Annotated in this window: 23 protein-coding genes; 5 read left to right on the top strand and 18 right to left on the bottom strand. The window is 41.0% G+C overall.

Features of this window, described 5'->3' with window-relative positions; all coding sequences use genetic code 11:
* Positions 1-46: 46 nt before the first annotated feature.
* Positions 47-478 (top strand): VOC family protein, encoded by a 432-nt coding sequence (locus V7161_RS15640; protein ID WP_335713906.1) that lies wholly within the window; start codon positions 47-49, stop codon positions 476-478.
* Between the two features lie 73 nt (positions 479-551).
* Here V7161_RS15640 and V7161_RS15635 read toward each other — a convergent pair whose 3' ends face one another.
* The 6 genes from V7161_RS15635 to V7161_RS15610 form a co-directional block, all read right to left on the bottom strand.
* Positions 552-1,475, bottom strand: coding sequence for an AEC family transporter (locus V7161_RS15635; RefSeq protein ID WP_335713905.1), 924 nt, complete (start codon positions 1,473-1,475; stop codon positions 552-554).
* 480 nt (positions 1,476-1,955) lie between these two features.
* Positions 1,956-3,383, bottom strand: coding sequence for an Asp-tRNA(Asn)/Glu-tRNA(Gln) amidotransferase subunit GatB (gene gatB / locus V7161_RS15630; RefSeq protein ID WP_335713904.1), 1,428 nt, complete (start codon positions 3,381-3,383; stop codon positions 1,956-1,958).
* Positions 3,384-3,395: 12 nt separating this feature from the next.
* Positions 3,396-4,853 (bottom strand): Asp-tRNA(Asn)/Glu-tRNA(Gln) amidotransferase subunit GatA, encoded by a 1,458-nt coding sequence (gene gatA / locus V7161_RS15625; RefSeq protein WP_335713922.1) that lies wholly within the window; start codon positions 4,851-4,853, stop codon positions 3,396-3,398.
* Positions 4,854-4,865: 12 nt separating this feature from the next.
* The gene (gene gatC, locus V7161_RS15620; RefSeq protein ID WP_223596117.1) at positions 4,866-5,159 is read right to left on the bottom strand and encodes an Asp-tRNA(Asn)/Glu-tRNA(Gln) amidotransferase subunit GatC; all 294 of its coding nucleotides are present in this window, start codon (positions 5,157-5,159) and stop codon (positions 4,866-4,868) included.
* 148 nt (positions 5,160-5,307) lie between these two features.
* Positions 5,308-5,733: a FosM family fosfomycin resistance protein gene (gene fosM / locus V7161_RS15615; protein WP_335713903.1), complete on the bottom strand. Its 426-nt coding sequence runs from the start codon at positions 5,731-5,733 to the stop codon at positions 5,308-5,310.
* A gap of 14 nt (positions 5,734-5,747) precedes the next feature.
* Positions 5,748-6,248: a VanZ family protein gene (locus V7161_RS15610; RefSeq protein WP_335713902.1), complete on the bottom strand. Its 501-nt coding sequence runs from the start codon at positions 6,246-6,248 to the stop codon at positions 5,748-5,750.
* Between the two features lie 89 nt (positions 6,249-6,337).
* Between V7161_RS15610 and V7161_RS15605 the strand changes: the two genes are divergently transcribed.
* Entirely contained in the window at positions 6,338-6,796 is a 459-nt protein-coding gene (locus V7161_RS15605; RefSeq protein WP_335713901.1) for an OsmC family protein, read from the top strand.
* Positions 6,797-6,830: 34 nt separating this feature from the next.
* Here the strand turns inward: V7161_RS15605 and V7161_RS15600 are convergent, their stop codons facing one another.
* From V7161_RS15600 to nirB, 7 genes are all read right to left on the bottom strand, one after another.
* Positions 6,831-7,268, bottom strand: coding sequence for a YueI family protein (locus V7161_RS15600; protein ID WP_223596103.1), 438 nt, complete (start codon positions 7,266-7,268; stop codon positions 6,831-6,833).
* A gap of 277 nt (positions 7,269-7,545) precedes the next feature.
* Entirely contained in the window at positions 7,546-8,829 is a 1,284-nt protein-coding gene (gene aceA / locus V7161_RS15595) for an isocitrate lyase (protein ID WP_335713900.1), read from the bottom strand.
* Positions 8,830-8,926: 97 nt separating this feature from the next.
* Positions 8,927-9,121, bottom strand: a complete 195-nt coding sequence (locus V7161_RS15590; protein WP_335713899.1) for a hypothetical protein — start codon at positions 9,119-9,121, stop codon at positions 8,927-8,929.
* A 173-nt stretch (positions 9,122-9,294) separates the two neighbouring features.
* A complete protein-coding gene (locus V7161_RS15585; protein WP_335713898.1) occupies positions 9,295-9,924 on the bottom strand; it encodes an NAD(P)-binding protein in 630 nt (209 codons plus the stop codon).
* Positions 9,921-11,342, bottom strand: coding sequence for a uroporphyrinogen-III C-methyltransferase (gene cobA, locus V7161_RS15580; RefSeq protein ID WP_335713897.1), 1,422 nt, complete (start codon positions 11,340-11,342; stop codon positions 9,921-9,923). Before cobA ends, V7161_RS15585 begins: the two co-directional genes overlap by 4 nt.
* Positions 11,343-11,367: 25 nt before the next feature.
* Positions 11,368-11,691, bottom strand: coding sequence for a nitrite reductase small subunit NirD (nirD, locus tag V7161_RS15575; RefSeq protein WP_335713896.1), 324 nt, complete (start codon positions 11,689-11,691; stop codon positions 11,368-11,370).
* Positions 11,692-11,697: 6 nt separating this feature from the next.
* Positions 11,698-14,109, bottom strand: coding sequence for a nitrite reductase large subunit NirB (gene nirB / locus V7161_RS15570; protein ID WP_335713895.1), 2,412 nt, complete (start codon positions 14,107-14,109; stop codon positions 11,698-11,700).
* A 180-nt stretch (positions 14,110-14,289) separates the two neighbouring features.
* Here nirB and V7161_RS15565 point away from each other — a divergent pair, with 180 nt between their 5' ends.
* Positions 14,290-15,168: an alpha/beta fold hydrolase gene (locus V7161_RS15565; protein ID WP_335713894.1), complete on the top strand. Its 879-nt coding sequence runs from the start codon at positions 14,290-14,292 to the stop codon at positions 15,166-15,168.
* A 9-nt stretch (positions 15,169-15,177) separates the two neighbouring features.
* Positions 15,178-16,311 (top strand): acyltransferase family protein, encoded by a 1,134-nt coding sequence (locus tag V7161_RS15560; protein WP_335713893.1) that lies wholly within the window; start codon positions 15,178-15,180, stop codon positions 16,309-16,311.
* A 33-nt stretch (positions 16,312-16,344) separates the two neighbouring features.
* On the opposite strand, the gene V7161_RS15555 is transcribed toward V7161_RS15560, so the two are convergent.
* Positions 16,345-17,331: a hypothetical protein gene (locus tag V7161_RS15555; protein ID WP_335713892.1), complete on the bottom strand. Its 987-nt coding sequence runs from the start codon at positions 17,329-17,331 to the stop codon at positions 16,345-16,347.
* Between the two features lie 18 nt (positions 17,332-17,349).
* Entirely contained in the window at positions 17,350-17,577 is a 228-nt protein-coding gene (locus V7161_RS15550) for a hypothetical protein (protein WP_289986399.1), read from the bottom strand.
* Positions 17,578-17,777: 200 nt separating this feature from the next.
* On the opposite strand from V7161_RS15550, the gene V7161_RS15545 reads away from it, so the two are divergent.
* Positions 17,778-18,587 (top strand): hypothetical protein, encoded by an 810-nt coding sequence (locus V7161_RS15545; protein ID WP_420491626.1) that lies wholly within the window; start codon positions 17,778-17,780, stop codon positions 18,585-18,587.
* Between the two features lie 313 nt (positions 18,588-18,900).
* Here the strand turns inward: V7161_RS15545 and pruA are convergent, their stop codons facing one another.
* The 3 genes from pruA to ligA all read right to left on the bottom strand — a co-directional run bounded on the left by pruA (position 18,901) and on the right by ligA (position 23,750).
* On the bottom strand, positions 18,901-20,448 hold the full coding sequence (pruA, locus tag V7161_RS15540; protein WP_335713891.1) for an L-glutamate gamma-semialdehyde dehydrogenase: 1,548 nt from the start codon (positions 20,446-20,448) through the stop codon (positions 18,901-18,903).
* 117 nt (positions 20,449-20,565) lie between these two features.
* The gene (locus V7161_RS15535) at positions 20,566-21,726 is read right to left on the bottom strand and encodes a CamS family sex pheromone protein (RefSeq protein WP_335713890.1); all 1,161 of its coding nucleotides are present in this window, start codon (positions 21,724-21,726) and stop codon (positions 20,566-20,568) included.
* Between the two features lie 17 nt (positions 21,727-21,743).
* Entirely contained in the window at positions 21,744-23,750 is a 2,007-nt protein-coding gene (gene ligA, locus V7161_RS15530; protein WP_335713889.1) for an NAD-dependent DNA ligase LigA, read from the bottom strand.
* Positions 23,751-23,769 lie beyond the last annotated feature (19 nt).

Raw genomic sequence — 23,769 nt, 5'->3', positions numbered from 1 at the left:
GGGCTTGGAGAAATAGTGAACATTAACGCATTGGGAGGAAGGAAATATGGTTCTGCAAAGAGTAACTTTAATTACAATAGGAGCAATTAATTTACCAATATTGCGTTCGTTTTATCAATCATTAGGCTGGGAGGAAACGGAAATTAGTTCTGACCAATATGCCGTTTTTAAAACAGCTGGGGTTCTGCTATCTTTGTTTCCAATTGAAGAATTGGCGAAAGATGCTGGCATTGAATTCTCCCACTCAACGGAAGCTTATCGCGGAGTAACCTTTGCTATTAATGTTGACAAGCCAGAGCAAGTCGACTCGACCATTGAGGAAATCCGACAGGCAGGCGGAAAAATAGTAAGGGAACCAAGTGATGCTTTTTGGGGCGGCCGGACGGCCTATTTTGCCGATCCTGAAAACAATCTTTGGGAAGTAGCTTGGAATCCAACCTCAGTATTTGATGACCGCGGGGCAATGATTTCTTTTTAATATTCAAGTAACCAAGCTGCTTCGGCAGCTTTTTGGTTTTTCCTCTATGTAAATATAAAATATATGTCGACTATTACTTTATGATTACTATAAGAAAAGGTAATACGATAAAAGAGATGCAGGTTGTCCAAAGAATGCATTTTGAAACGATTTTAGGAGAAGCATTAAATCTTTCTGCAAGAATTAAGGCATTTACTGCTACGGGCATGCAGGCCAATATAAAAAGAACAGACTGCAAAATCCCATTGATCTGTAAGACATAGATGCAAAATAATGCAACAAAGGGGGATACGAGCACTCGAACGGCCATGCCTGTCCAAAACGACACTTCAGACTTCCATTCTAGCTTGGCGATTTTCACATTCACCATCTGCACTCCTAAAATAACCATTACAACAGGTGAATATGCTCCGGCAATCATAGACACCCCTTTTGCGATTCCGCCAGGAAGAGAGAGATTTAAACTTTGCAGTAAAAATGCCAGTAAGGCTGCATATATGGCTGGCAGGGAGAATACAGATTTGATTGCATTTTTTATAGAAAAATGAGAGCGGGCCGCAAAGTAGACTCCTATAGTATTCACGATGACCATTTGACAAATGACATATACAGAAGCCTTCTCAAGCCCCAGTTGACCAAAGGCAAGTAAAACGAGCGGAAGCCCATAATTGACGCTGTTAGTGAAAGCAGAAATCAATGTCAGTCCTGCCGTTTCACTCGCAGGAAACTTAAGAATTCTGCCCAAGATGTTTGCAATGGCCCATAACAATAGGAGATTAAGCAATGAAAAAGCCAGCGTTTTATAGATATCATTATGTGAAACGTGAGCTTTCATTAAGGTATCTAAAATAATGGCCGGACTTAAATAGTATAAAGTCACCGTCAAAAGCGGCTTCGTATCCAGCTTTTTAAAATACCCTAGCAAAGCACCCACTATAACCGGTATCGAAAGCGGCACTATCACTTCAAAAAGTGTTGAAAAGACTGTTTGGATCACTGGTGACCCCTCCCTTTTAAGCTATTATATTAAGCTAGCAGCCAAAAACAATATCTTTTATTTTCGACAAATTTCCTAGTTGATTTTAGAAGAAAAGCTCGTCAAAACAATGTATTTTGTATTTTTAATCAAGCGTTTGATTAGTTCTAAGAAATCTAATCAAACGTTTGATTAAAAACTGTATTAGACCATATAAATAGTGGGGTTTTTCAATTAATATGAAGAGAAAAATGACGAGAGGATGGTTCATCGCCCTTTTTCATCCTCCATTCTTGTCGAAAGACTTCAAATTCCCAGTTATAATACAGACTTCGACAAGTTCTCGTATTTTTCCTTGTTAATCAAACGTTTAATTGATAGGGACGCAATTCCTTATTTTATTTGGTTTTTTCCCGGGAAATTGAAAAAAATAATGTCGAACCATGCTCGACTTTTTTCTCATTAAAAAAGCTGGCAGAGTCGTTCTGCCAGCTTAACCATTTAACGCTTTTGTAATTCTTGCTGCAGCAATTGATTTACCAATTGCGGGTTGGCCTGTCCTTTGGTCGCTTTCATCAGCTGGCCAACAAGGAAGCCCACTGCTTTTGCTTTTCCATCCTTGAAATCTTCCACAGATTTAGGGTTAGCATCAAGAACTTCTGCAATAATTTTAAGTAGCGTTCCCTCATCAGAAATTTGAACAAGACCTTTGTCTTTCACAATTTGCTCGGCATCCCCGCCGTTTTCAATTAACTCTTTAAAAACGGTTTTCGCAATTTTTGAGGAAATTGTTCCATTTTCAATCAACTTGATCATGCTTGCTAAGCCTTCAGGGGTCAATGCAACTTCATGCAGCTCTTTCCCTTCAGCATTCAAATACCCAGACACTTCACCCATTACCCAGTTGGAAGCCATCTTTGCGTCTGCACCTGCGTTAACCGTTGCTTCAAAGAAATTAGCTGTTTCTATTGTAACTGTCAAAACCTTTGCATCGTAAACTGGCAACCCAAGCTCTTCCACATAGCGCTTTTGACGCTGGTCCGGCAGTTCGGGAATTTCAGCGCGAATTCGTGCCTTCCAATCTTCATCAATATATATATCCATCAAGTCTGGTTCTGGAAAGTAGCGGTAATCATCCGAACCTTCCTTTACACGCATCAACAATGTTGCACCGGTAGCTTCATCAAAGCGGCGTGTCTCCTGATCGATTTTTCCACCTGAAGAAACCACTTCTCTTTGGCGCTTTTCTTCAAATTCAAGACCCTTGCGGACAAAGTTAAACGAGTTCAAGTTCTTCAACTCAGTTTTTGTTCCAAATTCTTCTTGCCCTACTGGACGAATGGAGATGTTGGCATCACAGCGAAGTGAGCCTTCTTCCATTTTACAATCGGAAACACCGGTATATTGAATGATTGATTTTAATTTTTCCAAATAAGCATAGGCTTCATCAGGGGTGCGGATATCCGGCTCCGAAACGATTTCAACAAGCGGAGTTCCCTGACGGTTGTAATCGCATAAGGAGTAGCCTTTTTCATGGTTCAGCTTTCCAGCATCCTCTTCTAAATGAATCCTGGTAATCCCAATTTTCTTCGTATAGCCATTTACTTCGATTTCAATCCAGCCATGCTCGCCAATCGGCTTGTCAAATTGCGAGATCTGATAGGCCTTTGGATTGTCTGGATAAAAGTAGTTCTTCCGGTCAAACTTCGTGTGTGTCGCCACCTCGCAGTTCAAGGCCATTGCCGCTTTCATCCCGAATTCTACTGCTTTTTTATTCAGAACCGGCAATACTCCCGGATAACCAAGGTCGATGACACTTGTATTCGTATTTGGCTCAGCACCAAAATGGTTTGGACTGGCAGAAAAGATTTTTGATTCTGTTTTTAACTCAACATGGACCTCAAGTCCAATCACTGTTTCAAATTCCACTCTCTTCACCCCCTACAATCTTGGCTTCTGTTTATGAAAATCTGTTGCCTGTTCAAACGCATGTGCTGTGCGATAAACCGTTGCTTCATCAAAATGTTTGCCAATGATTTGCAAGCCCAGCGGCAGGCCGCCATCAAAGCCGCATGGAACTGAGATTCCTGGTAAACCGGCCAGGTTTAATGGAATCGTTAAGATATCATTTACATACATCGTCAATGGATCATCGATTTTCTCGCCAATTTTAAAGGCTGGTGTTGGCGTTGTTGGGCCGACGATAACATCATATTTTTCAAAAACATCTTCAAAGTCTTTTTTGATCAACGTACGTGCCTGCTGTGCCTTTTTATAATAAGCATCATAATAACCAGAGCTAAGAGCAAAGGTGCCAAGCATAATCCTGCGTTTTACTTCTTCTCCAAAGCCTTCAGCTCTTGTCTTTTTATATAATTCCATTAAACTTTCGGCATCAGGGGCACGATAACCGTAACGTACACCGTCAAAGCGGGCCAGGTTCGCTGATGCCTCAGAGGATGACAGCAAATAGTAGGTCGCAAGAGCATACTTTGAATGCGGCAGTGATACTTCTTCCCAAACTGCTCCCAGTCCCTCAAGCACTTTTAAAGCATCTAACACAGATTGACGGACTGATTCACTGACACCCTCGCCTAAATACTCTTTCGGAACAGCAATTTTTAAACCCTTCACATCTCCTGTCAGAGCACTTGCGAAGTTTGGAACCTCTACAGGCGCAGAGGTGGAATCCATTGGATCTAAACCAGAAATCGCCTGAAGCAGATAGGCATTATCCTCTACTGTTCTCGTAATCGGTCCGATTTGATCAAGTGATGAGGCAAATGCGACAAGACCAAAGCGGGAAACACGGCCATAGGTTGGCTTTAATCCAACCACACCACAAAACGCTGCTGGCTGACGGATGGAACCGCCTGTGTCGGAACCTAATGAAAACAGGACTTCCCCTGCTGCAACGGATGCTGCTGAACCACCTGAAGAACCACCAGGAACCGTTTCAAGATTCCATGGATTGCGTGTTTTTTGGAATCGTGAATTTTCGTTTGAAGAACCCATGGCAAACTCGTCCATGTTAAGCTTACCTATGGTAACTGTTTCTGCCTGCTGAAGCTTCTGAACAACAGTTGCATCATAGATTGGATCAAAGTTTTCAAGAATCTTACTCGCACAAGTTGTCCTTAAGCCCTTTGTCACCATGTTATCCTTTAATCCAATCGGCATGCCGAATAGCAAGCCCTTTGTCACATCCGTGTTAAGCTTCTCATCAAGCGATTTCGCTGTAAGGCGCGCCCGCTCTTCGTCCAACGTTAAAAAAGCCTGGACTTTGTCCTCGACCTGGGCAATTCGTTTATACGACTCATCAACGAGGTCTGAAACCTTTAGTTCCCTTTTATGTAAAAGCTCATGCAAATCTGAAACTTTATAATCAAATAAACTCAATCTTTTCACTCCTTACTCTCCCAAAATCGATGGTACTTTTATTTGGCCATCCTGATGCTCAGGCGCATTTTTTAGTACCTCTTCACGCGGCAATCCTTGTTTTGGAATGTCCTCCCGCAATACGTTTTTCAAATCAAGTACATGGTATGTAGGTTCTACATTTTCTGTATCCAATTCATTTAACTGTTCTGCAAAAGAGATAATTGCATCCAGCTGCTTAGTGAATTTTTCAACTTCTTCTTCAGAAACTGCTAAACGAGCCAGATTGGCCACGTGCTTAACCTGATCAGTGGAAATTCGTGACATGTTCGATAACCCCCCAATCCCTTTTTTCAGTATTATTTTAATATTGATAATATCAAACTTTTGCGCTTTACTGCAATGATTCCTACATCAGTATTAACAATTATGAGGTGTTTTAGATTTCTAGCATGAAAAAAGGAGCATTACCCCCTTATTTTTCGTAGAACTCCATATGTGTTTTTTCCTGCTTATAGTAGTCCAATCTGTCCTGTAATGTCCCTGTATGAAATTCAAACTTATGGCCATCAGGATCCGTGAAATAAATTGACCTTTTATCCTTTTCATCCCTTTGACGACCGGGGAGAATATTGACGTTGAATTCCTTAAGTTTTTCGGTCATTTTATTAAAATCTGCTTCATCGATTGAAAAAGCAATATGAGTATAAGATTGATAAATTTCATTTCGAGGGATATCCCTTTCTTCATTAAGAGCAAGCCAGTTTCCATTAAGGTCAAAATAAGCGGTACTTCTTCCTTTTACCAGTAGCTTAGCATCAAAAACCTGCTGATAAAATCCAATTGATTTCTCTAAATTGGAAACAGAAAAAAGCAGATGGTTTATACCTTTTACAGACATAAATCTCCCTCCAATTAGCTAACTTTCTTTCTTTTTATAGATTGCTTTTTCTTAATTTTGGAGAAAAAGTGAATGATTTTAATAGGTAAGAAACCCAGAAACCCTCCAAGGGTGTTTAAAATTAAATCATCGACATCGAAGCTGCCAAATGCAAATAAAAGCTGCAGAACTTCGTAGGTTAAACTAAGACTGAAGGCGGCAAGAATGACAGGTTTCAATTTTAAGAACTTTTTTGATAATAATGGTAAAATAAACCCTAATGGAGCAAAACCGATAACGTTCCCGACTAAATTCTCAATTATAATAGTAAAATTGATATCAGCTAAGTAAAGGTAAAAGTAAATCGTTTTAAATGGTACAAAATTGTTGGAACGCCAGTGGTATTCATTGTATGTAAAATTAAAATGATGAATAATCTCTGTTAACGGAATATATTTGAATAAAATAAGTTTTGTCAGAATGGCTAAATAAAGTAACAGAACTATGGTTAAAGCAAATTTTTTTAATATTTTCATCCTTACACTACTCCAAAATAATTTACAATGCTCCTATAAAAATACCATATATTTTCAATCTTGCACTAGATAAAAAGGAGGAATTTAAAATGGCTGAACATCACTTTCATTTAAAAGCTAATTGGCCGGGATTAAGGAATGATGTTGGAGAAATTGAAACCGCCAACTTGAAGACGAAAGTGTCGATACCACCTGAAATGAATGGTCCGGGAGTTGGCACCAATCCTGATGAAATGCTGCTTGGGGCTGCCGCAACCTGCTATATCATTACTCTTGCTGCCATTATGGAGCGAAGCGGGCTTGAGAAGGAAAGCTTAACGATGGAATCTGAGGGAATTGTAGATGTCACCAAAGGGGTTATTACTTATAAGAAGATTATTCATCGGCCCCATATTGTCTTAAAAAGAAATGCTGCCGAAAAAGAGATTGAATTGGCACATCGGCTTGCCAAGAAAGCGGAAGCCTCCTGCATGATTAGCCGTGCTGTTCAAGGTAATGTTGAAATGGAATTGAAGTCGACTGTTGAAGTTTTTGCTGCCGCTGAATAAAAGGCGTAGATCCGTTTGGATTACGCCTTTTTTCTTATTTTAATTTTTTCAAAAACCTTGCGAGAAGCCCCTTTTTCTTTTTGGCTGGCTGATTAATCGGGACGTTCTTCGTAATTAGAATTTCTTCTTTATCAATGGCATAGTTCATTGCCAAGATTAAGCCAAACTCTGTATCATGGCCTTTATTGGTTACAATGGTGTGTTCGATTTTATTCTTGGTAGCGATTTTTACATATTTGGATAGGTTCTCATAGCTCATACTGCCGTTTAAAAAAAGATGCGCTCTAGGATTTTCCTTCATGTACCGTTCAATTTGGGGATAAACTTTTGTTTCGGCAACTTGGTTTTTCAACAGGGCCACAATAATCCGTTCACGCAAGGTTCCTAAGTATTTACGCCGCTCATCAGGCTTGGTTTCCATGGGCCCATGGATTCCTTGCTGCAAAACCTCTTCCACGGTTTGCTTTTTCAAAAAAATCAACTCCATCTACAAGGCTATTATTTTGTATGATAATAACTCAAAAAGTGTGATTTTCAAAAAATTGAGATTATGTGCAATTTAAGAGTAAAACAAGGTTATTCGAGAGTAAAACCGTCTTATGCGAGAGCGATTTAACTTGTTGAGAGTAATCATTGCTCTTCCGAGAGTATTCGCAGCTCTTCTGAGAGTATTCACCACTATCCAAGAGTAAACTACCCCAATAAAAAAATCCCCCTCTCCAAATGGAGAGAAGGATTCAAATCTGCATTTATTTTTTCGCTGAGAATTGTTCTTCTTCGGTAGAACCTTTCAATGCTGTTGTGGATGAGGTTCCGCCTGAGATGACCATGGATACTTGGTCGAAGTAACCAGTACCAACTTCACGCTGGTGACGTGTTGCAGTGTAGCCGTATTGCTCGCTGCCGAACTCAGCCTGCTGTAATTCGGAGTAGGCTGCCATACCGCGCTCTTTGTAGCCGCGGGCAAGCTCGAACATGCTGTGGTTTAGCGCATGGAAACCTGCTAGTGTTACGAACTGGAACTTGTAGCCCATTTTGCCGAGCTCTTGCTGGAATTTTGCAATCGTTTCTTCGTCCAGTTTCTTTTTCCAGTTGAAGGAAGGTGAGCAGTTGTAGGCTAATAGTTTGCCAGGGAATTGCTCATGGATAGCTTCCGCAAATTGTCTTGCTTCTTCAATGTTTGGCTCGGAAGTTTCACACCAGATTAGGTCAGCATATGGCGCATAAGCTAAGCCGCGGGCAATCGCTTGATCAATGCCTGCTTTTGTACGGAAAAAGCCTTCAGGTGTCCGCTCTCCTGTAATGAATGGGGCGTCATTCATATCGATATCACTAGTAATTAAATCAGCAGCGTTGGCATCTGTACGAGCTACTAATACTGTAGGAACGCCCATAACGTCTGCTGCTAATCGAGCAGCAATTAAGTTGCGAACCGCCGTTTGAGTTGGCAGCAACACCTTACCGCCTAAGTGGCCGCATTTTTTCTCGGAAGATAGCTGGTCTTCAAAGTGAACGCCTGAAGCACCTGCTTCAATCATCCCTTTCATCAATTCGAAGCAGTTTAATTGTCCGCCAAAGCCAGCTTCAGCATCGGCGACGATTGGAGCGAACCAGTCAATAGAGTTGTCGCCCTCAGAATGAGTGATTTGGTCGGCACGCTGTAAGGCTTGATTAATCCGTTTTACAACGCTTGGTACACTGTTTGCTGGGTATAAACTTTGATCCGGATACATATGTCCGGAAAGGTTGGCGTCTGCTGCAACCTGCCAGCCGCTTAAGTAAATGGCTTTCAGTCCTGCTTTTACTTGCTGAACAGCCTGATTTCCTGTTAAGGCGCCAAGGGCATTGATGTAATCCTCTTCATTCAAAAGCTTCCAAAGCTTTTCTGCGCCTTTTTTTGCTAATGTATGTTCGATATCAATCGAGCCGCGAAGCTTGATAACATCCTCAGCGGTATATGGTCTTGTAATCCCCTTCCAGCGTTTATCCAATTCCCAGCTTTCTTGTAACTCTGCTACTCTTGAATTTGTCATGTTAAATTCCTCCTATTAATCTATTAAAATATTTTTTAAAACTTTCATACCTAAACAGTCAGTAAAACAATTATTTAATCATAAGCCTTAAAACAGCTTAACTATTGCAGGCATAGGCTTGTGCACCTATTTCCCGCTGGAATTTATCCCTGCATTGTAACAGTTCAATAAACCTGCCTCTGAATTTACACTCAAACTCTTCAATAAAATTTAATACTTCTGGTGTTAAAATCTCATCATACTGGGCTTTCGAAGCCCCGGTCACCTCAATACGAGACTTTTGCGTCGACACGAACTAGATCACCTCTTTGTTATAATACAGTAACTATCCTCGTTTTGTATTATATAACACACTTTTCAAAAATGGAACTACTTTTCTGAAAATTTTATAAAAATAGGTAAAATAATCCTTAAGTTGTACTGGTTAATACTTTTGTACTAGCACCATATAAAAAAACAGGTACCCTAATCTAAGGTACCTGCTTGCTCATGATATAATTTTTGAAAATCCTGCTCGCGATTTTCACTATATAAAAAATCTGGGCTAACCATTGCAGCTAATAGTTTTCTTTTTAAAGAGGCATCCTCCACCTCTTTCAAAATCCATTGCCGCTTTAAATACAGAAATTCCAAATAAGCTTCATATGACTCATTGAACTGCTGTTCAAGCTGTTCACGAATTTTCCTTGCAAGAGTTGGACTTGCACCGCCAGTTGAAACAGAAATGCTTAACCGGCCGCGATGCAAGTGTGCGGGAACATGAAAATTCGATTCATCTGGATTATCGGCAATGGTTACAAGCTGGTGAGGAACTGCTGAATCTTTCACCTTTTGATTTAATGCTTGATCATTTGTCGCTGCAAAAATCATAAAAGCACCATAAACATCTTCTTCTGAAAAAGGCCTTTGCTGCCAAACAATCTTTCCCTCATCCGCAAGTTTTTGAATCGTTTCCGTTACCTCCGGACTTATTACGGATACATCCGCTCCTGTCCCAAGTAAACCGTTCACCTTTCTCTCGGCTACTTTACCGCCGCCCACGACTACTACTTTTTTACCCTCAAGCCGTAATATAATGGGATAGAATGAGTTCATTGACGACCCTCTAAATAATTTATCAAGGCTTCCTTCGTTGCTTGTTCCGGCATACCATCCGACCGTAGATCCGCTGCCTCAACTGCATCCAATGTTTGTTTCCCCATACTGATTACTTGTAATTCTTTCAAAAGCTCTACAGCAGAAATGCCGCATTCGCTTAATGCTTCGATAAATGGTTCAACTGCGGCGCTGCTTGGGAATACCATGGTATTCAATGTCGCTTCTCCTAACATTCTTTTAAAAATAGGCAAGAACTGCTGGTCGATTTCTTTCTTGCTTGTAACCATCACGTTTTCATAGCCTTTTATCAAAATGCTATCATCGCCGACAACAAGATAATCTCCAGGCTCATCAGCTAGATGTGCCTTAAATCCACGGCTGTTTAGTGCTTTAATGGTTTTAATGGATGCTCCATAAAAGTCCGCTTCAATCGTCCTGATATCTAATTGCTGCTCTATCACGGCTGTGAAAAATTCTTCAACACTTTCAGGTGAGGCAAACAGAATTTTTTCAAAGGCAGCCGCTTTTAAAACATCTATTGGTAAAGGAGTCTTCTTCCATTTTGGAAATTCAATTACATCGGCTCCAAGTGCCATTAATTCCTTTGCCAGTACGCTAGGGCTAGTACCTGTGCGAGCGAGCAAAATCTGCCTGCCATGTAATGATTTTTTCTCAAACCAGCTAATTTTTTCACGGATGGAAATGACCTCGCCGACAAGGATAATAGATGGGTTTCTGAACTTTGCTTCCAACACTTTAGCTGAAATGTCAGCCAATGTACCTTGCAAGGTTTTTTGACGGCCAAAAGTGCCCCATTGAATTAAGATCACAGGAGTGGTTGAAGGCTTTCCATTACGAATAAGGTTTTCACAAATAAACGGTAAATTTCCGACACCCATGTAAAAGGCGATGGTATCCACACCGCGGGCTAGGCTTTCCCAGTCCAAATTTGGTTTTCCATCCTTGGATTTATCATGGGCAGTAACGACTGCAAAGGATTCTGCGTGCTCCCGGTGGGTTACCGGAATCCCGGCATATAGGGGTGCTGCAATTCCTGAAGTTATGCCTGGGACGATTTCATAAGGAATTTGATGCTGCGCCAGGGCTTCCGCTTCTTCGCCCACCCGGCCGAAAACACCTGGGTCGCCGCCTTTCAAACGAACAACTATTTTGCCTTGTAAGGCTTTTTCTACCAGAAAATCATTTATATTTTCCTGGCGCATAAAGTGGCGCTCCGGCAGCTTGCCTCCATAAACCAGTTCGCACTTGTTTGGGGCAAATTCCAACAGCTTCGGGTTGGCTAGACGGTCATAAAGAATGACATCGGCTTGCTTTATTGCATCCAATCCTTTTACGGTAATTAATCCGATGTCCCCTGGCCCTGCGCCTACTAAAAATACCTTACCTTTTTCCATCGTGCAGCCTCCCCGCGAATAATGCTTACTCTAGTATAATAAAAATAATATCATTTTCTAATTCTACCTTAAACGTCCTAACTTGTCCTTCATCCGGTGCCTGCACTTTTCCATCTGCTAATGAAATTTTCCAATCATAAACGGGACAATATACGTATTCACCACTAACTAACCCTTCGGAAAGGACCCCCCCCTTTGGATGGGGGCTGCGGTCTTCAATGGCATACACCTTGCCATTTGTTAATTTAAATATAGCAATTTCCTTGTTATCAATTTTGATGGAATATCCGGATCTCATCTTTACATTTGAATAATGGGCAACAGGTATACGAGTAATTGTTTGCAGCATGTCGACTCACTCCCCCACCTTGACAGTGTGTTTAGTAAAATACTTATCTTTAATTTCTTCACTTTGAATCGCTTCATTCCATGGTTCACTGTATTTTTTCAATGTTTTATCCATTCGCTCATTCAAGGCCTTACGAGTTTCTTCGTTTGCTAGAACTTCTTTTACATGATCAAGGCCGACGCGCTCCACCCACTTAGAAGTCCGCTCCAAGTAATTAGCCGTTTCCCTATAGTATTGCAAATAGGCACCGGTCACTTCCATTACTTCTTCTGTCGTTTTGACTGTGGATAGCAAATCGCCAGGGCGAAGGTCAACACCGCCATTACCGGCTACATAAATCTCCCAGCCGCCATCAATGCCGACAAAGCCGATGTCCTTGATGCCTGCTTCAGAACAGTTTCTTGGGCAGGCTGATACCCCCATTTTTACTTTATGCGGTGTATCAAGACGTTCAAATTTCTTTTCAAGCTCAATGCCTAAAGCCATAGAATCCTGTGTACCATAGCGGCAGAACTGGGCGCCCACACAGGTTTTGACCGTACGAAGCGTTTTTCCGTATGCATACCCAGAAGGCATATCAAGCTCCTCCCACATACCTGGCAGATCTTCTTTTGTAACACCGAATAATCCAATCCGCTGTCCTCCTGTTAATTTTACTAGAGGAACGTTATATTTTTCAGCAACTTCCGCAATTTTTTTCAAATCGGCTGTGGTAGTCACCCCGCCATACATTCTTGGAACAACAGAATAGGTTCCATCCTTTTGGATATTCGCATGCATTTTTTCATTAACAAGACGGGAATCGCGGTCATCTTTATACTCATCCATGTAAATCATACCGAGATAGTAGTTAATCGCTGGACGGCATTTTGTACAGCCTTCTTCATTGTTCCATTCGAGAACGTTCATGACTTCTTTAACACTTGTTAAACCCTTAGCTTTGATTTCCTCTACTAATTCCTCTCGGCTAATGGTGGTACATTCGCAAATACTTGTTTTCTGAGCAGCTGCAGCATCAAATTGGTCCCCTAGCGTATGGGCAAGAATTTGGCTGACCATCGGCTTACAGCGGCCGCAAGAACGTCCGGCATTCGTGCAATGTCTTACTTGATCAAGTGTGGTCAAGCCTTGTGTTTTAATCGCCTCTACTATTGCACCCTTTGTCACCCCGTTACAGCCGCACACAAGTTCATCATTTGGAATGGAGGCTATATCGCCGCCTGCCTCGGCACTGCATTCAGTCTGAAAAATAGAAATTCCTGTAACATCTTCTTTTTTCGTCAGCATTCGGAATAGTTTTGTACTTTCTTTTGTATCACCGTACATCACAATTCCAACAATTTGATTATTTCTTGTTAAGACCCGTTTATAGATCCCTTCAAATTCATTGTAAACCATGATGGATTTGGTTTGGCCATCATCAAAGATTTCTCCTGCTGAGAACAGGTCTACTCCTGCAACCTTCAGCTGTGTTCCGGTAACCGATCCTGTATAAGGTTCTGCTGTTAACCCACATATCCGATTTGCAAGCACTTTGCCTTGTTCGTATAATGGCGCAACCAAGCCATAAACAATTTCTCGATGTTCTGCACATTCACCAACAGCGTAAACACTTGGTACACTTGTTTCCATAAAATCATTTACGACGATGCCGCGGTTAACATAAATCCCACTGCTTTTTGCTACTTCATTATTGGATTTAATCCCAATGGCCATGACAACGAGGTCCGCTTCCACTTCTGATCCATCCTTAAAGCGCAGACCTGTTACGCGTTCGTCACCAAGGATTTCGATGGTTTCCTTTTCCATTAAAAAGTTCATGCCTTGAGATTCTAGTTCTGCTTTCAGTAGTGATGAAGCAATTGAATCTAATTGGCGTTCCATTAAATTTGGCATAAGGTGTACCACATCTACCTTCATGCCTAGGTTCAACAATCCCCTTGCCGCTTCGAGGCCAAGCAATCCACCGCCAATTACCACAGCCTTTTTGTATTGCTCAGCTGATTTGATCATCATTTCACAATCATGGATATCACGGAAACCGGTCACACCGATTTTGTCAGCACCTGGGATTGGCAGAATAAAAGAATTTGAACCAGTGGCAATTATTAATTCATCAAAGACCACTTCACGGCCTTGGTCACTGATGACTCGTTTTCCTTCCACATCGATTTTGACTATCGCTTCACCCGTAAATAATTGAATATTATTTTCCTTATACCAATCTAACGGATTGATAATGATTTCTTCAAAGCTAGTGTCACCTTGAAGAATGTTTGATAATTTAATGCGGTTATAGTTTGGATGTGGTTCCTGTCCAAAAATGGTAATTTCAAATTGTTCTGGAGCTAGTTTGAGAATTTCTTCAATAGTTCTGACTCCTGCCATTCCGTTACCGATCATCACTAATTTTTTCATATTGGGTCTCTCCCTATTTATTAAATACGTTTTTCTCTATAGCTATATTGTAATTACCTTTCTGTTTAAAATTTGTGACGTTCGTCACTTTTCAAAAAGATTTGTGAAGATTTTCACATTATTGTCATAAACCTAGACCATCGTGATAAAATGGAATTATCTAACATATCGGGGTGTTCTATGGGTACTCTTACAATCTATAAAAGTGAGGCTGGAAAACGTAGTATTCTTGGCTTCTATGAAAAATATCTAAAGACACTACAGAGCGATTTTGAGAGAATTTATGTGGAAACTTCATTTGGTGAGACTCACGTTTTAGTAACAGGACCTGCAGAAGGGAAACCGATTTTTATTTTTCAAGGCGGAAATTGTATTAATCCAATGACATTATCATGGTTCAAGCCGTTATTGGAAAACTATCGAATTTATGCTCCTGATACAATCGGTCATCCAGGCTTGAGCGCTGAGACTCGAATTTCTCCCCGGGATGATAGCTTCGCCCGCTGGATTTCTGAATTACTGCGGCACTTCCAAATTGAAAAATCAGCTTTTATCGGCCCTTCCTATGGTGCCGGAATTATCTTAAGGCTCGCTGCATTCATGCCTGAGAAAATTGCTTGCTCCGTATTAGTTTCTCCTGCAGGCATCCAGCTAGGTTCTAAGTTTGAGATGATCCGAAAAATTCTTGTGCCATTAATGCTGTTTAAGTTCAACGGATCTAAAGAGCATTTGGATAAAATAGCGAATACCCTATCAGATAACAGCATGAAAGATATTGATAAAGAGATCATCGAAAGTATCTTTAAATACGTGAAGCTTGAACAGGATATGCCAAAGCTGACAGAGAAAAGTGAATTAGAAGACTACAAAGCTCCAACCTTGGTCATTGCGGGACGAAAGGATGTATTTTTTCCGGAGGATAAAATTCGGAGAGCTGCCCAGGATATTTTTTCAAACCTAGCAAACTATGAAGCATTCAATAGTGGGCATTTCCCCTCTGAAGAGCATTTAGGAAAAATGAATCATAGAATAATGGAATTTCTTAGAACCCATTACTAGAGGTGATTTATGAAAAAGGATAATAGACAATATGATTTGGATTGGATTCGCGTGTTGGCCACACTGGCCGTTTTTCTTTATCATTGTTCCATGTTCTTCAATCCCTTTCCATGGCATGTGAAGAACAATCAGCTAGATTCAGGCGGGATATTAGCTTTTTCGCTTTTTGCTGGTTCCTGGCTTATGCCGATTTTTATTGCGGTATCAGGAATAAGTGTGGTGTATACCCTCCAAAAACGGACCTCGAAGGTTTACATCCGTGAGAGATTGGTACGTCTTGGAATACCGCTTTTGTTTGGGGTAGTCTTCTTGACTCCTCCCCAGGTTTATATTGAACGGATAACCCACAATCAGTTTAATGGATCTTTTGTTGATTTCCTCCCTCATTATTTTGACGGATTGTACTTAAGTATTGGAGGAATTGGAAATTTTGCCTTCTTTGGTTTACACCTTTGGTATTTACTCGTCCTTTTGGTATTTTCATTTCTTACTTTGCCTCTTTTTAAAAAAATAGGCAGAAAAGACAAATTTGGCTTGATTCATTTTATCCTCTTACCCATTTTGTTGTTTTTGGTTGGGGTGATTAAAACTGTCAATTTAGGCGGCTGGGATCTTGTCTTTTATCTTGTCATTTTTATTTACGGCTATTATTTTTTATCAAATGCAGCATTTAAACCTGCCCTTCAAAAAACGATCAAAATTCATTTCAGCATTGCGATGATTACTTCCATTGTTTTCATTGTTTGGTTTATGAAAGCGATTCCGCAGCCGGGCACGATCAGTGATGTTATCTTTTATGCCGCTCATTCGTTAAATTGCTGGAGCTGGCTGTTATGTATTTTTTTCTTGGCAGACAAGTATTTATCATTTTCAAACCGTTTCTTAAAGTATGGCAGTGAGGCCTCGATGCCTTTTTACGTCTTGCACCAGCCTGTCATCGTTCTGTTTGGCTATCTTATTTATGATTTGTCTTGGCCAATGCCCGTAAAACTTATTTTCCTTGTTACTGCTTCGTTTGTGGTGATTATGCTTTGTTACCAGTTTGTGATAAAGCGGATTCCTGTATTAAGATTGTTATTCGGGATAAAAGGTTCAGCAATTGTTAAGAAGTCAGCGACGGTCACAACAACAGCGTCCCGTTAAACTAGAAGAGGGTGCCCAATAGGGCACCCTTTATTAAGCCGGTTGTTTATTTTTATGACAAAGTGAAATTCGCTTAATCTGAGAATTAAGGACGGGGACAAGTATGCCAATTAAAGCAACTGGGACAAGTTCCCATATTACCAATGGCGGTGTGATCAAAATGCCGGATCTATTTATCGCAAACAAGACAAGAAAGTATGCTAAACTCCCCGTGAGGCCTGCAATCCAGTTGGTCCTTTTAAATATGAAAAAGCAAAGCGGAATTAATATAATCGTAATTGGGACATACGAAGTTGGGTAGCCGACGGCGAAAAAGATCGTTTTTCCCACAAATCTTAGCAGGATGTACAGTACCGCTGCCGCCACAGGAATGGAATAATTGCGGTAAATCCTAATAATGATAATCGTTAAGGCAGCTACCATTATCACGGAATAAATTGGATACACCCATTCCGGAATGCCGCCAAAAATTTGGGATGCAGGGTCTGAGATTAGTTCTAATATTTCTTTAGAGGCAATCGATTTTCCATGGATGTACTGATCATAGGAAATCGCCCCATTTTCCTGCTGCATGTTCGGAAACATAAAACATTCAAGGAGAAACATCGCAAACCATGTGTGCATCGACTTCCAAGTCGGTTTCACGTCCCGGCTATAGATAAAATATCCCCGCCAAACGCCGAAAATCATTATATCGGTGGCAATGTAATAAATAAAATGGGTCGGACTCCATGTTGTCAAATCAATGCCGTAGGCAATATGATAAGTAAAATCTAAGGGAATCCCGATTAAAAATAATGCATAGCCAATGGTAATCAGGTTTCTAGAAAAACGATCCATGTGCTGCGTCTGCCGCCACTCTTGGAAAAGCAAAATGGCACCCAGTGCAAAGCCTAATGTATTAACAATATGGGGTATGGAGTATTCTTCAAACAAATATTTAAAATGATAGGAGGCATCCCAAGCGGAACCAATGAATTTTAATAAAAAGGCAATTACCCACAAACGATAATATTTCAATTATACCTTCCCCCTTCTCTATCCAAGTAAATCAAAAATATCACCGTAAATAGCGATAAGGACATAATTAATCGCTATGGCAATTCCAAACGTAATTCCTGCGATCCGCACCTTTTTTTGTGTAAATAATCTATACATAAAGACAATACCAGAGCTGACAACAAAAATATTGCATAATAAAAAGGTCCAAAGTAAATTTTCACTATGAGCAACCGCTGTAACATGTAATAAATAGAACGGTATCAACTGGCCTTTTCCTCCATTTAAAATCACTTCTTATTTTATGACGAATTATTTCTATAAATTGTTTCAATATTATTGTGACTTCTTTATATTAACATTATTTTTTCTTAAGGTGACTTATTTACTGTCAAGAAATTCTTGCATTGGTGGAAATAGGAAATGTATATTTAGTAGAATGGACTATTGTGAAAAGGAGAATGACCTTGCGATATTATATGATTGCCTTCTGTCTTTTATCTATGATTCTTTTATCGGCCTGTAATTCCTTAAAAGTACCCAAGTCCACAATGGACCATCAAATGAGTGCCACACCAACAGACATAGTCCCAACAAATTCTGAATGGAAAGTCTCGGGCCATCCGAAAGCTAACGAAGATTATCCCGTTTCAATATTGATCATGGACAAGGCCAATAAACCGATTCAATCTTTTGATACTGTTCATGAGAAAAAAATGCATTTATTTCTTGTTAGCAAGGATTTATCTTATTTTTCACATATTCATCCAGAATATAAAGGAAATGGGGAATTCTTTTTTAAAACGGCTTTTCCGGCTGGGGGAGATTACAAACTCATCTCCGAGTTTACCCCTAAAGGCGGTGGTGACCCAAGTGTGGAAAGCCATTGGCTGCAGGTAGAGGGTGCACCAGCAAAGGAAGTGCCTCTTGTCGCTGATAAAAAGCTAACGAAAGTGGTCGAAGATAAAAAAGTATCCCTTTCATTTGAAAATCTGACGGCTGGAAAAACTTCGCATATAACTTTTACCATTCGTGATGCCCAAAGCAATAAACCGATTAAAAATCTGGAGCCTTATTTAGGGGCAATGGGACATGCTGTTGCGATAAGCGGAGATGTCGAGAAATACTTGCACATTCATCCGATGACAATGGAGGGGAATGGACCGAAGGTTACGTTTATGACGATTTTTCCTGAAAAGGGAATCTATAAAATCTGGGGACAATTTCAACAAAACGGGAAGGTATTCACGGTTCCGTTTGTGGTGAAGGTTCCTTAAGGTGGTTGAAGGACATTTCTTTGGCTTTCTTGATGGGTTTTGTCTTTCATCCGCCTTATGAAGGACAATTCCTTCTTATTCTTGAGCAGGTTGGGCTTTATGAACCCTTCTTAGTGACTGGTTTCCAACATTCTTGATGGGTTTTGTCCTTCATCCACTTTATGAAGGACATTCTCCACGTATTCTTGAGCGGGGTCGGGCTTTATAAACCCTTCTTAGTGACCGGTTTCCAGTTTCCTTGGTGGGTTTTGTCCTTCATCGACACCTATGTAAAAAACCTCTTCTCAAAAAATGAGAAGAGGTTTCATATTTCTTAGTACATTTCAGAAGTAGTTTTAGCTTGCATGTGAAGCAATAGGTAGTCAGGGCCGCCTGCTTTTGAGTCAGTTCCTGACATGTTGAAGCCGCCGAATGGCTGGTAGCCAACGATTGCGCCTGTACATGAACGGTTGAAGTACAGGTTACCAACGTGGAAATCTTCACGAGCTTGCTCTAAGTGAGCACGGTTTTGGGTGATAACGGCACCTGTTAAGCCATACTCGGTGTTGTTGGCAATTTCAATCGCTTCAGTAAAATCCTTCGCTTTAGTAAACCCAACAACTGGGCCAAAGATTTCTTCCTGCATAATGCGGGCATCTGGAGCAAGGTCCGCAATAACAGTTGGCTTAATGAAGTAACCTTTAGAGTCATCCCCTTCGCCGCCAGCCATTAACTTACCTTCCTGCTTTCCAATTTCAACATATTCCATAATCTTTTTGAACGCACTATTGTCGATAACTGGACCCATGAAAGAGCTCTGCTCAGTTGGATCGCCAATAGTTAATTGGTTCGTTAACTCAACAACGCGGTTTAAAACTGTATCGTAAACATCTTCAACGATAACTGCACGTGAACATGCAGAACACTTTTGACCAGAGAAACCAAATGCGCCAGCAACGATTGATTGTGCTGCAAGCTCTAAATCAGCTTCAGAATCAACAACGATCGTATCCTTACCGCCCATTTCAGCAATTAGACGCTTCATCCATACTTGACCAGGATTCACTTTTGAAGAACGTTCGAAAATGCGAAGTCCTACATCACGTGAACCTGTGAAGCTGATAAAACGAGTATCCTTATGGTCAACTAAGTAGTCGCCTACTTCAGCGCCGCTTCCTGGCACAAAGTTTAGCACGCCTTTAGGAAGACCTGCCTCTTCCATAACTTCCACGAATTTAGCAGCCACAATTGGCGTTGTAGAAGCTGGTTTTAAAAGTACGGTATTACCAGAAACGATTGCCGCTACAGTTGTTCCAGCCATAATCGCTAATGGGAAGTTCCAAGGAGAAATGATGATCCCAACTCCTAATGGAATATAATCATAGCGGTTAAATTCATTTGGTCGGCTATTTACCGGTACGCCATTTTTCAATGCAAGCATTTGGCGGCCATAATATTCTAAAAAGTCGATTGCTTCTGCAGTATCAGCATCCGCTTCTCTCCACGGCTTTCCTGCTTCTTTGGTTAAAAGTGCAGAGAATTCGTTTTTGCGGCGGCGAATAATTGTTGCTGCTTTAAAAAGCACATCTGCGCGAACTTCTGCCTTTGTCTTTTTCCAAGTTTTAAATGCTTCTACAGCTGCCTGCATTGCTTTTTCAGCAAGCTCTTGGTTCGCTTTTGAAACGCGGCCAATCACTTCTTCTTTATTTGCAGGATTGTATGAAACAATTTTATCTTCTGTCGTAATCTTCTCTCCACCGATCACAAGAGGATAATCCTGTCCTAAATAACCTTCTACTGTTTTTAACGCATTAAGATAGGCCTGACGGTTTTCTTCTGTTGTAAAATCTGTGAATGGTTCGTGTTTGTAAGGTTGTACCATTGTTCTAAAACCCTCCTATGTATAAAACGTTTACACCCAATGTTCATTCTACATGATTCATTTGTGAGTATCAAATGATAAAATTTTTAAAAAAAGACCGGCCCCAAAGGCCGGACTTTACTGGTAAATATAAACAAATGGCTCATTTTCGTTTGCTTTGCGGACAATTAAGGCTTCAGGCCCGTCGACTGACGTAATACTAACAGAAACAGAGATATATTTAGGGAAATGCTCCATAACCAACCCAGTCAAATATTGGGTAAATCCAATTCCTTCTGTTTTCCCATAAAATTGAATCGGAATAGTAATATTTAATTCCTGGAGTTGATCTCCAACGTAAAATGCTTTGCCAATCACACCATTAAAATTAGGAAAATATTCTTCAACATCCTGCTTAAAGTTTAAGAAGGCAATCACATCATCACGATGATCTTCCTGGGCATCTGTTGAAGGGAATAAATAATATTTTTCATTTCCTTTTTCCCAATCATTTAATGTCTGGCTGCCTTTATCAACGGTTGAGTAAGCAATATATCTCCCAGGGATAACGGAAGATTTGCTCTGCTGCATAAATAAACCAATCGTAATCGGTACATCGGCTAAATCTTTCATCGCCCGCATCCGCTTAACGACTTCCTCAGCCATCTTCTTTCCTTCCCTTTCCATGTCAGCATAATCAATTTTTTTCTCATAAACAGGACCGTCTTTTACGGTTTGATAGTAGTAAATGGAATTGAGGGCAAGTCCAATCGAAACACCGCCAAGAGACACATTTCCCTTATCATCTTTCGTTAAATAATCATGTTCTAAGATATGAGCCAAATAAACCGGTGATGTTGGTTCAGCACCAGCGGCAGCTGTATCTACAGGGTTTAACCCGATATTTTCAGAGGCTTTAAGGCCTTCAGCCTTTAATTGTGGATCCGTAAATTTACGGTTTAGCCAAAGTCGTATCGTCTTTCCTTTAATTTCCTGACCTTCACGAAAATAATACTTATCTGTACTGAAACTATTTTGGGCGATTCGCATTAGTCCCGTCTCAAATTCGTTCAGGTCATAGCGAGTATTAATATTATTCACGACCAACCCGCGCGCTTCCCCAGGTTCAAATGGCAGGATGGTCCGGTAATAATTGTCTGAAATATTATATTTAGGAATAATTGCCTTCCCTTTCACTTTCTCCTTTGATTGAACTACTTCATTTTGCTTCTGAAAATTCGGTGCACAGGCACTCAGCAAAAATACAAAGGAGAGAGCGAGCAATGAGAGCTTTCTCACGTCGATAACACCTCTTACTACTTATTTAATTCTACTAAAAGCTTCTCCTCATCCCATACTTCAATTCCCAGTTCTTGCGCCTTGGCTAACTTTGAGCCGGCATCCTCACCCGCGATGACGAGATGGGTTTTCTTACTGACGCTGCCCGCCACATTGCCGCCGAGCGCTTCAATTTTTTCCTTCGCTTCATTTCGCGATAATTGCTCAAGCTTTCCTGTTAAAACAACCGTTTTTCCGGCAAAAATAGAATCCGATTCTTCAGCGGAAACAGGTTTTGCTCCTTTGTATTCCATATTGACGCCTGCAGCGACTAATTCTTGGATAAGCTCACCAGCCTCGTCTTGTTCAAAAAAGGCTACAATCGAATCGGCCATTTTATCACCAATTTCGTTAATGGCAATTAATTCATCCTTCGCAGCAGATGCCAGCTTATCCATAGTACCAAAGCTTATTGCTAACGTCTTGGCTGCTTTCGCTCCCACATGACGAATCCCCAAGCCAAAAAGCAGCTTTTCGAGGGAATTGCTTTTCGATGCCTCAATGGCCTTCAATAAATTAGAAACAGACTTTTCACCCATTCGCTCAAGTGCTAATAGCTGGTCGCGGGTAAGCTTATAAATATCAGCCACATCACTGATTAATTTTTCAGCAAAAAGCTGGCTGATCACCTTTTCTCCGAGCCCATCAATATTCATCGCATCTCTTGAGACAAAATGGATCAAACCCTCGCGAATTTGGGCCGGACATTTCGGGTTAATGCATCTAAGAGCCACTTCCCCTTCAAGCCGGACGAGGTCGCTTTCACATTCTGGACAATGGGTCGGCATGTGGAAATCCCTTTCATCGCCAGTCCTTTGGTCAGCCAATACATTGACCACCTCTGGAATGATATCGCCTGCTTTTTTCACGACAACTTTATCACCAATTTTAATATCTTTTTCACGAATTAAATCTTCATTATGCAAGGAAGCACGCTGAACGGTTGTTCCTGCTACTTTAACCGGCTCTAGAATGGCTGTTGGGGTAACGACACCTGTTCTTCCAACACTTAACTCGATATCCAAAAGCGTTGTAATCACTTCCTCAGCCGGAAACTTATAGGCAATTGCCCAACGCGGGCTTTTTGCCGTTGTTCCGAGGGCAGCTTGCTGCTCCAATGAATCGACTTTTATGACGATACCGTCGATTTCATATGGTAGACCCGGCCGCTTTTCCACCCAGCTATTGACGAAATCAATGACATCATCAATCAGCAAGCACTTTCTTCTTTCTTTATTCGTTTTAAATCCAAGATGGTCTAAGAAATCAAGACCTTCACTATGCGAAATAACGCCGCTTTCTCCGGTATTGCCGATGCCGTATAAAAAGACGTCCAGTTTTCTCGAAGCAGCAATCTTCGGATCTAGCTGTCTTAGTGATCCGGCAGCAGCATTACGAGGATTAGCAAACAGCTCCTCGCCACGCTCTTCGCGTACCTGGTTTAGGGCTTCAAAGGAACGCTTTGGCATGTAGGCTTCACCGCGTACCTCTAGTGAGACATTTTCCCGCAAACGGAGCGGAATCGATTTGATGGTTTTCAGATTCGAGGTAATATCTTCGCCAATTGTTCCATCCCCGCGGGTCGCCCCTTGAACAAACAGCCCATTTTCATATCTTAACGAAACGGCAAGTCCATCAATCTTTAGTTCACAAACATAGGAAAAATCATCGCCGACTGCCTGGCGGATTCGGCGGTCAAAATCTCTTAAGTCCTGCTCATTAAAAGCATTTCCAAGGCTTAGCATCGGCGTCCGGTGCTCGACTTTTTCAAATACATCCAGCACAGCTCCGCCCACTCGCACCGTAGGTGAATCTTGTGTTTTAAGCTGCGGAAACTTTTCTTCAAGCTCTAGTAATTCCTGCATCAGCCGATCATATTCCGCATCCGGAACGGTCGGCGCATCCAAAACATAATATTCATAACCATATTGATTTAATAGGTTTCTAAGTTCATTTATTTTTTGTTCAGCGATTTGAAGGTCCATATACCCAGCCCTTTCATTA

Source organism: Neobacillus drentensis, assembly GCF_036965425.1.
Taxonomy (GTDB): Bacteria; Bacillota; Bacilli; order Bacillales; family Cytobacillaceae; genus Neobacillus; species Neobacillus drentensis_F.
Note: the sequence above shows the minus strand (reverse complement) of the source record. Positions and strands in the feature narration are given on the sequence as shown.

What these genes read in the sequence shown, in the direction of transcription:
- gatC (WP_223596117.1), bottom strand. Translation starts at nt 5,159, where the DNA reads ATGTCACGAATTTCCACTGATCAGGTTAAGCACGTGGCCAATCTGGCT.
- V7161_RS15605 (WP_335713901.1), top strand. Translation starts at nt 6,338, where the DNA reads ATGGCTGAACATCACTTTCATTTAAAAGCTAATTGGCCGGGATTAAGG.
- V7161_RS15560 (WP_335713893.1), top strand. Translation starts at nt 15,178, where the DNA reads ATGAAAAAGGATAATAGACAATATGATTTGGATTGGATTCGCGTGTTG.
- nirD (WP_335713896.1), bottom strand. Translation starts at nt 11,691, where the DNA reads ATGCTGCAAACAATTACTCGTATACCTGTTGCCCATTATTCAAATGTA.
- aceA (WP_335713900.1), bottom strand. Translation starts at nt 8,829, where the DNA reads ATGACAAATTCAAGAGTAGCAGAGTTACAAGAAAGCTGGGAATTGGAT.
- ligA (WP_335713889.1), bottom strand. Translation starts at nt 23,750, where the DNA reads ATGGACCTTCAAATCGCTGAACAAAAAATAAATGAACTTAGAAACCTA.
- V7161_RS15640 (WP_335713906.1), top strand. Translation starts at nt 47, where the DNA reads ATGGTTCTGCAAAGAGTAACTTTAATTACAATAGGAGCAATTAATTTA.
- V7161_RS15610 (WP_335713902.1), bottom strand. Translation starts at nt 6,248, where the DNA reads ATGAAAATATTAAAAAAATTTGCTTTAACCATAGTTCTGTTACTTTAT.
- pruA (WP_335713891.1), bottom strand. Translation starts at nt 20,448, where the DNA reads ATGGTACAACCTTACAAACACGAACCATTCACAGATTTTACAACAGAA.
- fosM (WP_335713903.1), bottom strand. Translation starts at nt 5,733, where the DNA reads ATGTCTGTAAAAGGTATAAACCATCTGCTTTTTTCTGTTTCCAATTTA.
- V7161_RS15585 (WP_335713898.1), bottom strand. Translation starts at nt 9,924, where the DNA reads ATGAACTCATTCTATCCCATTATATTACGGCTTGAGGGTAAAAAAGTA.
- nirB (WP_335713895.1), bottom strand. Translation starts at nt 14,109, where the DNA reads ATGAAAAAATTAGTGATGATCGGTAACGGAATGGCAGGAGTCAGAACT.
- V7161_RS15565 (WP_335713894.1), top strand. Translation starts at nt 14,290, where the DNA reads ATGGGTACTCTTACAATCTATAAAAGTGAGGCTGGAAAACGTAGTATT.
- cobA (WP_335713897.1), bottom strand. Translation starts at nt 11,342, where the DNA reads ATGGAAAAAGGTAAGGTATTTTTAGTAGGCGCAGGGCCAGGGGACATC.